The following is an 8540-nucleotide window of genomic DNA, read 5'->3' as shown; positions in this document are numbered from 1 at the left end:
GCCGACCTGCTGGCCGCCGAGATCGCCGACGGCAGCCGGATCGTGGCCCGCACCGACCTGTTCACCGCGTTCGTGCCGTTCGCCGCACGCTGGCCGGTCGAGGTGCACATCTATCCGAACCGGTTCGTGCACAATCTCATTGACCTTTCCAGCGACGAGTTGGACGACTTTGCGCGGATCTACCTGGATGTGTTGCAACGCTTCGACCGGATGTATTCTGGCCCGCTGCCCTACATTTCGGCGCTGCACCAATACGCCGACACTGATGCCCTGCGCGAGGGCTACTTCCACGTCGAGTTGATGTCGATCCGGCGCAGCGCGACGGCGCTGAAATACCTGGCGGCCTCGGAGTCGGCCATGGACGCGTTCATCACCGACGTGGTGCCTGAGGCCGTCGCCCAGCGCCTGCGGGACTTGGCGTGACGGTCCGCTACTCGGCCCCGGGGCGGATCAACCTGATCGGCGAGCACACCGACTACAACCTCGGCTGGTCGCTGCCGATCGCCCTGCCGCAGCGCACCCGCGTGGTCTTGGAGCCCTCGGACTCCTCCGCGCTGACCGTGGCCAGCGACCTTGCCGACGACTCGGTGCGAATCCCGTTGGCCACCAAGCCCGGTGAAGTGGGCGGCTGGGCCGCCTACGTGGCCGGCGTGGTGTGGGCGCTGCGTTCGGCCGGGCATCCAGTGCCCGGTGGGTCGATGTCGATCACCAGCGAGGTCCCGATGGGGTCGGGCCTGTCGTCGTCGGCGGCGCTGGAGTGTGCGGTGCTCGGTGCCCTGTGCCCGCATATCGAGCGTCTCGACCAGGCCCGGCTGGCCCAGCGGGCGGAGAACGAATATGTCGGCACACCAACGGGTTTGCTCGACCAGCTTTCGTCGTTGTTCGGGGCGGACTCGACCGCGCTGTTGATCGACTTTCGCGAGTTGAGTGTGCAGCCCGTCGGCTTCGACCCGTCGGCTTCGGGAGTCGCGTTGCTGCTGATCGATTCGCGGGAGCGGCACGGCCATGTCGACGGCGAATACGCGGCGCGCAGGCTGTCGTGCGAGCGGGCGGCCGCGGATCTGGGCGTGGTCTCGCTGCGAGAGGTCGCCGACGTCTCCGCCCTCGGCGACGTCGCCGATCCCGTCGACGCGCGCCGCGCTCGCCACGTGCTGACCGAAAACCGGCGGGTACTCGATTTCGTTGCCGCGTTGGGTGATTCGGACTACGTGGAAGCCGGCCGGATTTTCACCGCTTCGCACGCGTCGATGCGTGACGACTTCGCCATCACCACACCGCATCTCGACCTGATCGCCTCAGCCGCAGTGGGCGCCGGCGCCTTGGGTGCCCGGATGACCGGCGGTGGATTCGGCGGCTGCGTCATCGCGCTGGTGCCGGCTGACCGCGTCTCGGCCGTCAGCGCCGAGGTGCAGGCCGCCGCCGGGAACCAACCGGTGATCACCCGGACTTACGCCGCAGCCGGCGCATCCGCCACATGAGTAGCAACGGCGAGCGGTGCGCTTTGTGCCCACCTCACAGCGACAATCGCACCCACCCAACCGAGTTGTCGCTCGAAGGTGGGCAGATCGAACACAGCCAGCTTATGGTGCAGGAGTGAAACGAATCGCGCGAAGGCCCAGCTCCTGGACGGCTTCGGCGAACTGATCGCGGGTCGGCATCTGGTGGTCGCGGAACGCCAACCCCATCGAGCGCTCGGCAAGCTTGACGCCATATGACTGGGCGAGTTGCGAGTAGAGGTCCGCGATCAGTGCTCGATCCTCGACGAGCACGCCGTGCATCGTCGTCGTCTTCCCGTCATAACGAACCCGCGCGGCGGTGCCGTCGCCGCGAAAGTTGTATTTCCATTTGGCGGGAGTGAGGGCGTACAAAACGCCGTCAACGAGGTGGGCGCTCAACGGTATCGAGAACTGCCGGCCGGTTTTTCGACCGGCGAAGCTCACTCCCATGAACCGGGTGCGCGCCGCGCCGGCGAACGGGGAACGCAGCAGCAGCATGATCACCGGGTTGCCTATCCACATCAGGGCTCTCGGTGGATGCGAGATGGTGATTGCGGGCGACTTATCGGTCATTGCTGCACGATAGCGCCCAGCGGACGGTGAAGTTGTGCCGCAGGACCAGAGCGGTGCGCCACATTTCTCAGGCGGAGCGGCGAGGCTTCCGCGGGCGCTGTCCGTTGCGGGCGGCAGCCCGGGCCTGTTCGCCGCCGCGGTTGGGTCGACGCCGTGGCGCCCGGCTGGGCGGCGCGACGGCCGGCTTGGGCGCCGGCGCCTGAAACGGAGCGATTTCGCCGACCAGTTGCGCGACCGGGTCGGACGCCGCGGTCACCTGCTGCGGCCGCACGGCGATACCGGCCCGGCGCAGCAGCTCGTTGGTGTCGCGGCGTTGCTCGGGCAGCACGACGGTGACGACGTCACCCGAGCTGCCCGCTCGCGCGGTGCGCCCGGAGCGGTGCAGGTACGCCTTGTGCTCGGCGGGTGGGTCGACGTGGACCACCAACTCCACCTCGTCGACGTGCACGCCGCGCGCGGCGATGTCGGTGGCCACCAGGACGCGGGCTGCACCGGAGGAGAACGCGGCCAGGTTGCGGTCGCGGGCGGGTTGAGACAGGTTGCCGTGCAGATCAACTGAGGGCACGCCCGCCTCGGTCAACTGTCGGGCCAGCTTGCGAGCCTGATGCTTGGTGCGCATGAACAGGATTCGCCGCCCGGTGCCAGACGCCAATTGCTGCACCAATGCCTGCTTGGCGCCGGCACTTTCGACGTGGAAGACGTGGTGGGTCATCTCCGGGACCGGCGAGTTGGCCTCGTCGACGGAGTGCATGACGTGGTTGTGCAGGAATCGCTTGACCAGCTTGTCGACGCCGTTGTCCAGGGTGGCGGAGAACAGCAGGCGCTGACCGGTTGACGGTGTTGCCGCCAGGATGCGGGTGACGCCGGGCAGGAAGCCGAGGTCGGCCATGTGGTCGGCCTCGTCGAGCACGGTGACCTCGACGTCGTCGAGCCTGATCAGCCGCTGGCGCATCAGGTCTTCCAGCCGGCCGGGGCAGGCGACGACGATGTCGACGCCGCCGTTGAGCGCGGATTCCTGACGGCTCTGCGAGACGCCACCGAAGATCGCGGTGACCTTCAGGCCGTAGCTGGCAGCCAGTGGCTCTAGCGTCGCGGTGATCTGGGTGGCCAGTTCGCGGGTGGGGGCGAGCACCAGGCCGGTCGGCTGCTTGGGGCGACGCTTGGCCGTTGCGAGCCGGGCTACCAACGGGATTGAGAAGGCCAGCGTTTTGCCGCTGCCGGTCTTACCGCGGCCGAGCACGTCGCGGCCGGCCAGTGTGTCGGGCAGCGTGTCGACCTGGATGGGGAACGGCGCGGTGATTCCGCGCGCGGACAGGTTGCTGATCAGTCGCTCGGGCACGCCGAGTGCAGCAAAGGACTCAGAAGTCATGTGGTGTGGTGCCTTTCAGGCATCAGGGTGTGGCGAGATTGCCGGTGGGCAAAATCGATCGCCGTTAGAAAGCTGAGAATGGATTGTCGGAGCAGTCCACGACGTGTTGGCGGGTGAAAAAATGCCAACGTTGTGCAACCCTAGCTCACGGGCTGCGCATTGCGATCATCGTGTGAGCAACGCCACCTCCGCTAGACCATATCGTTGCGGGTCAGCCACTGCATCACCGGCCAGCCGATGCATACGGGTAACCAGCAGGTCAGCACCCGATACAGCAGCACTGACGGCACACTTACGGCCGCCGGAACGCCGAAGGCTGCTAGCCCACCGATCAGCGCGGCCTCGACGGCGCCGACCCCGCCCGGAGTGGGGGCGGCCGAGGCCAGTGTGCCGCCGACCATCGTCACCACGGTGACGGTGACGAACGAAACGTTGCCGCCGAACGCCTCCACGCTTGTCCACAGCGCCAGTGCCGCACCGAGAGTCGTTCCGGTGCAACCCAACACGATCAGCGCCATCCGCTTGGGTTCGCGTGCGACCTTGATGATGTCGGTGATGATCTCCTTGAGTTTCGGGGTCACCGCCGTCGAGAGCCAGCGTCGCAGGTTGGGCACCAGCAGGGCGATGCCGATAATGCCCAGTGCCACACCGGCTATCAGGTAGATCATGGTGGACTTCGGTACGAAGTGCGACAAGTTGTTTGCCGATCCCGCGGCGGTGCTGAAGAAGACGAGCAGTATGACGTGCATGATCACCTGCATCGACTGCTGCAGCGCGACGGCGGTGGTGGCGCGCGTCGTGCTGAGCCCGCTCTTCTGCAGAATCCGGGTGCTCAGCGCCAGCCCGCCGACGCCGGCCGGGGTGGTGGTCGCGGCGAAGGTGTTGGCGACCTGTGCAATCGACAGCCGCCAGAAGTTCACCGATTCGTCGGCGCTGGCCCACAGCGCGGCGGCGGCGCCGATATACGTCGACGCCGAGATGGCCAGGCCCAGCAACGCCCACCACCAGTTGGCCTTACCCAGGGCGTTGAAAAATGTCGGCACCGTGCTGATGAACGGATAGGCGACGTACACCAGGACCCCGAGCAGGATCAGCTGGATGAGTTGGCTGCGGCTGAACCGGGTGACCGCTTCCGGTTGGATTTTCTCCGCACCGGTCTGGTGCATGACCGCCGCGCGACTGCGGTTGATCACGGCTTTGGCGTCGTGGACGGAATCCCGGATATGTTTCGGTACCGCAGTTTTGGTGAGCCGACGCGACGCGGTCAACACGGCTTCGCGGCCGAGCGCTCCGATTGCCGCGGCCACGGCCGCGTCGGCGCCGTAGAGCGCGGAGGTCGTCAGCAACAGCTGGGCGATGTCGGCCTGCAGCTGGTTGTCGGTGGCGCCGTATTCCGCGCTGCCGAACCCGCCGAAGAACACCGCCCCGTTGCTGACGGTGATCTGGTTGTCGCGCAGGTCACCGTGGGCGATCTGGTGGTCCTGCAGCTTGCGCAGCGACTCCCACACCTCGGCCACCGGGGTCGAGGTATGGCACTTCTTCAGCGGTGCACCCCGAATCCGCTTGTGGGCATACAACGTCCAGCCGCGGTCCAGGGTGCCGACGGCGATCGTCGAGGTATTGGCGATGCCCAGTTCGCCGATCGCGATGGCCATCAGCGCCCGGTGCTCGACCGTGCGGCGCATCGACGGCTGCAGGGGAGCGGTCTCGCTGTCGCGCAGCCGCAGAATCCGCCACGCCTGCCGCAGCGCGCCACCGCTGCGTTGATGGGGGCCGTACATCTCGACCACGGCGTTCTCGTCGGGATCGTCGGTGACGGCCGACAGCACCAAAGGTCCGGACCCGGCGGGCCGGACGACGCGAAGCTCTTCGACCGCGAACCCGCGCTTGGCCATCGCGCGCACCGCGCCGTCCAGCGGGACTTCCAGGGCGGGGGTGCCGCTGACCAGGATCACCAGGGCACCGACGAACCAGCCCACCGCGATGCCCAGCAGCGAGCGGGCCGGCACCACGGCGCTGACGACCAGGTGTATCGGGATGAACGCCAGCAGCAGCGTCCACCACCAGTGCCGCCAGCGCGCCGGCAACCACGGGCCCGACACGGTGAGCACCGCGGCGAGCATGGCGATCCAGCGCGGGTCGTCCAGGAATTGCGACAGCACGGTGCGCAGGCGGTCGTTGAGGTCGAAATGCCACCGCGGCGCCGCGATGCCCGTTCCGCTGATCGACAGGGCGAGGATGGAGAGCAGCGCTGCCGCGGCGTAGGGAATCAGCAGCCGCCATTGCCGGGCGATGATCAGGCCGAACAGGATCATGAAGGGCAGCGCCAGCACCGCGAGCCCGTACACCAGGTAGACCACGTCGGACTGGGTCGGCGTGAGCACCCCGACGAGGCGCGAGATCGACATCTCCAGCCCGTCCCAGCGGGTGCGGGTGATCAGCGAACTGGTGATCACGATCGCCAGCAACGCCCCCGACAGCGCGACCCGCAGCATGTCATTGGTGCGACGAGTCAGGGGCTGCAGCAAGCTGCCGTAGACCCTGACTTCGCGACCATCAACGAGCATGCTCCGAGCAACCTCCGGCCGGCGGGTGTCAGCGTTCCGCCGACAACATAACTGGTGACCTCAGCAGATGGCCGGATTGCCGGGCCGCCGTGCCTGCTTCGACGCCGTCATGAGTCACAGCTGTCACCCGCGCCCCAGGTTCTGGGCACTGAATGCTTTTCGAAAACGTGACCATATGCGCTATCACCTGCAGGCCGCCGGGATTCACAGCGGCCGCCAAGCCGGCTCACGTACGTTCGGGTTATGACCAGAACTGACAACGACTCCTGGGAAATCACCGAAAGTGTGGGGGCGACCGCGCTGGGCGTGGCGTCGGCCCGGGCGGCGGAAACCGAGAGCGCAGACCCCCTGATCCACGACCCCTACGCGCGGATGTTCCTCGACGCCGCCGGCGAAGGTGTGTGGAACTGGCACTCCGCTCCGGAATTGCCACCCGAGGTGGTCGAGGCCGAGCCCGAGTTGCCGCTGCAGATGGAAGCGATGGTCGGCTACATGGCCTCGCGGACCAAATTCTTCGACTCGTTCTTTCTCACCGCGGCCAACCACGGCATCAAGCAGGCGGTGATCCTGGCGGCGGGCCTCGACGCGCGGTCGTGGCGGCTGCCGTGGCCGGACGGCGTGACGGTCTACGAGCTCGACCAGGACCGGGTGCTGGACTTCAAGCTCGCGACGCTCACCGAGCACGGCGCGCAGGCCGCGTGCAACCGCAAGGCCGTCGCGGTCGACCTGCGCCACGACTGGCCGAAAGCCTTGCTGGAAGCTGGTTTCGACCCGTCGCAGCCCAGCGTGTGGTCGGCCGAGGGGCTGATGCCGTACCTGCCGAACGCCGCTCAGGAATTGCTGTTCGAGCGCATCGACGAACTCGCCGCTGCCGGTAGCCGCGTCGCGGTCGAGGCGCTCGGGCCGAGCTTCCTCGACGAGGAGCTGCGGGCCAAGCGCAGCGAAAGGATGGATCGGGTTCGCGACGCGCTGGCCAAAGTGCAGCCGGATCGTGAGGTTCCGCGCACCGACGAGCTGTGGTACTTCGAAGAGCGCGAACCGGTCGGCGAGTGGTTTGCCCGCCACGGCTTCGACGTGACGGTCACCCCGGCCGCCGAGCTGATGGAAGGCTTTGGTCGCGCCGCCGACACGAAAGTCAAAGACCTGGTGCCCGGCAACGAATTCGTCTTCGCCAGAAGATCTTAGGGGCCCGGCTTGACCGGCGGGATGTGCCACGTCCCGTCCAGGATCGACGGCTTTTTTTCGGCGGGCCAGTACAGCCGCAGCATCAGCGAGAACCGGTCCGTGGGCGCGGGCAGCCAGTTGGCTTCCTTGTCCGGGCCGGGGGAGTCGGCCTGCAAGTAGAAGTCGGTGGAGCCGTCCGGGTTTTCGATGAACGTGTCGCGTGCGCTGAGCGTGTAGCGGTTCAGCGGGTTGTCGACGAAGTAGTAGTCACTGCCGTACATGGTCAACGACCAGAATCCGCGCGCCGGCGGCAGCTGGCCCTTGTCGAAATGCATGATGTATTTCGTTGTGCCGCTGTACTTTTGCTTGCGATCAGTGCTGTCCGAGGTCAGGTAGACGGCGTCCTCGGGCAGGTTGGCGCCGACGCCGACATCGGTGACGAACGCTCGCTGCCGGTAATTGGTCCCGTAGTTGCCGGCCTTGGTGGTGTAGGCCCAGCCGTTCTTGGAGACGAAGTCACCGGCCGTGACACCGTCTTCACGCCATCCAGAGATGGTGTGCTGGCCGAGTTTTGGCGCCATCGCGATCCCGGTGCTGATGGCGGCCGGCAATTTCGACGGGTCGAAGTCCTGCCCGGGGACGACGCCGATGCGGGCCAGTTTGGCGACCATCGGCGCGTCGGCCTCGGCTGGCGGGTTGGTCTTGAGCAGTCGGGCGAACAGCTTGAAATACTCTGGTCCGCCAAGGGCATTGACCTGTTTGCGGGCCGGCGTCACCATGTCGACCGAAGCGGTGAGTGGAGCCAGCGGCGGCAGGTAGGGCGTGCCGAAGGACGACAGCGGCGTCGCGGTGATGCCGTCCTGCAGCCGGTGCACCGCGTCGTAATCCTCCGGGGTGCCCGAGCAGTAGATGCGACCCAGCAGCCACACCAACGCCGTCGGCGACTGGTACTCCAGCACACCGGGCGGAAGGGTACCGTGCCAGTTCGGTCCGGTGATCGCCAACGTCCGCGGTTTGCCGCCGCCGTTGCGGGTGCCGGGCGAGGCGAAGACGTTGGTCCAGGCGTCCAGCATCGGCAGCAGGAAGTAACGGTCGCCCATGTCCGGAACCGTGACGATCCACGGCTCCTTCGACACGTCGAACCAGGCCTGGGTGTAGAGCGTGTCGGCGTTCGGCGCGGGCGTGCTGCGGTTTGCGGCGTTGGGGAACGTGCGCAGTCGGGCGAACTGGCCCATCGGAGCCTTGGTGCCTTCGGGAGCGGGGACGTTGGTGAAGCTGCGTCGGGTGTATTCCATCGTGACGAGTGGATAGGCGTAGGTGTACGCCTCGGTCGCGATGTCGGTGGCCTCGGACTGCGACAAGCCGGGCGCC

At 67.0% G+C, this 8540-nt stretch carries 7 protein-coding genes; 3 read left to right on the top strand and 4 right to left on the bottom strand.

The window, feature by feature from the left end; all coding sequences use genetic code 11:
• A partial coding sequence (locus tag AC2VOG_RS20870; RefSeq protein WP_486941720.1) for a galactose-1-phosphate uridylyltransferase occupies window positions 1-423 on the top strand: 423 nt, incomplete at its 5' end.
• Complete coding sequence (locus tag AC2VOG_RS20865) at window positions 420-1478, top strand: galactokinase (RefSeq protein WP_486941719.1); 1059 nt, start codon at window positions 420-422, stop codon at window positions 1476-1478. The genes AC2VOG_RS20870 and AC2VOG_RS20865, both read left to right, overlap by 4 nt.
• A 102-nt stretch (window positions 1479-1580) precedes the next feature.
• Here AC2VOG_RS20865 and AC2VOG_RS20860 read toward each other — a convergent pair whose 3' ends face one another.
• The 3 genes from AC2VOG_RS20860 to AC2VOG_RS20850 form a co-directional block, all read right to left on the bottom strand.
• Entirely contained in the window at window positions 1581-2069 is a 489-nt protein-coding gene (locus AC2VOG_RS20860) for a hypothetical protein (protein ID WP_486941718.1), read from the bottom strand.
• 67 nt (window positions 2070-2136) lie between these two features.
• Entirely contained in the window at window positions 2137-3438 is a 1302-nt protein-coding gene (locus tag AC2VOG_RS20855) for a DEAD/DEAH box helicase (RefSeq protein ID WP_486941717.1), read from the bottom strand.
• 191 nt (window positions 3439-3629) lie between these two features.
• Window positions 3630-6005 (bottom strand): flippase-like domain-containing protein, encoded by a 2376-nt coding sequence (locus AC2VOG_RS20850; RefSeq protein ID WP_486941716.1) that lies wholly within the window; start codon window positions 6003-6005, stop codon window positions 3630-3632.
• A 243-nt stretch (window positions 6006-6248) separates the two neighbouring features.
• On the opposite strand from AC2VOG_RS20850, the gene AC2VOG_RS20845 reads away from it, so the two are divergent.
• Window positions 6249-7190, top strand: coding sequence for a class I SAM-dependent methyltransferase (locus AC2VOG_RS20845; RefSeq protein ID WP_486941715.1), 942 nt, complete (start codon window positions 6249-6251; stop codon window positions 7188-7190).
• Here the strand turns inward: AC2VOG_RS20845 and AC2VOG_RS20840 are convergent.
• Window positions 7187-8540 (bottom strand): DUF1254 domain-containing protein (locus AC2VOG_RS20840; RefSeq protein WP_486941714.1); only part of this gene is annotated, 1354 nt, incomplete at its 5' end. The genes AC2VOG_RS20845 and AC2VOG_RS20840 overlap by 4 nt on opposite strands.

Source organism: Mycobacterium sp. TH-M11, from assembly GCF_057473725.1.
This window is presented reverse-complemented; position numbering and strand designations above follow the sequence as displayed.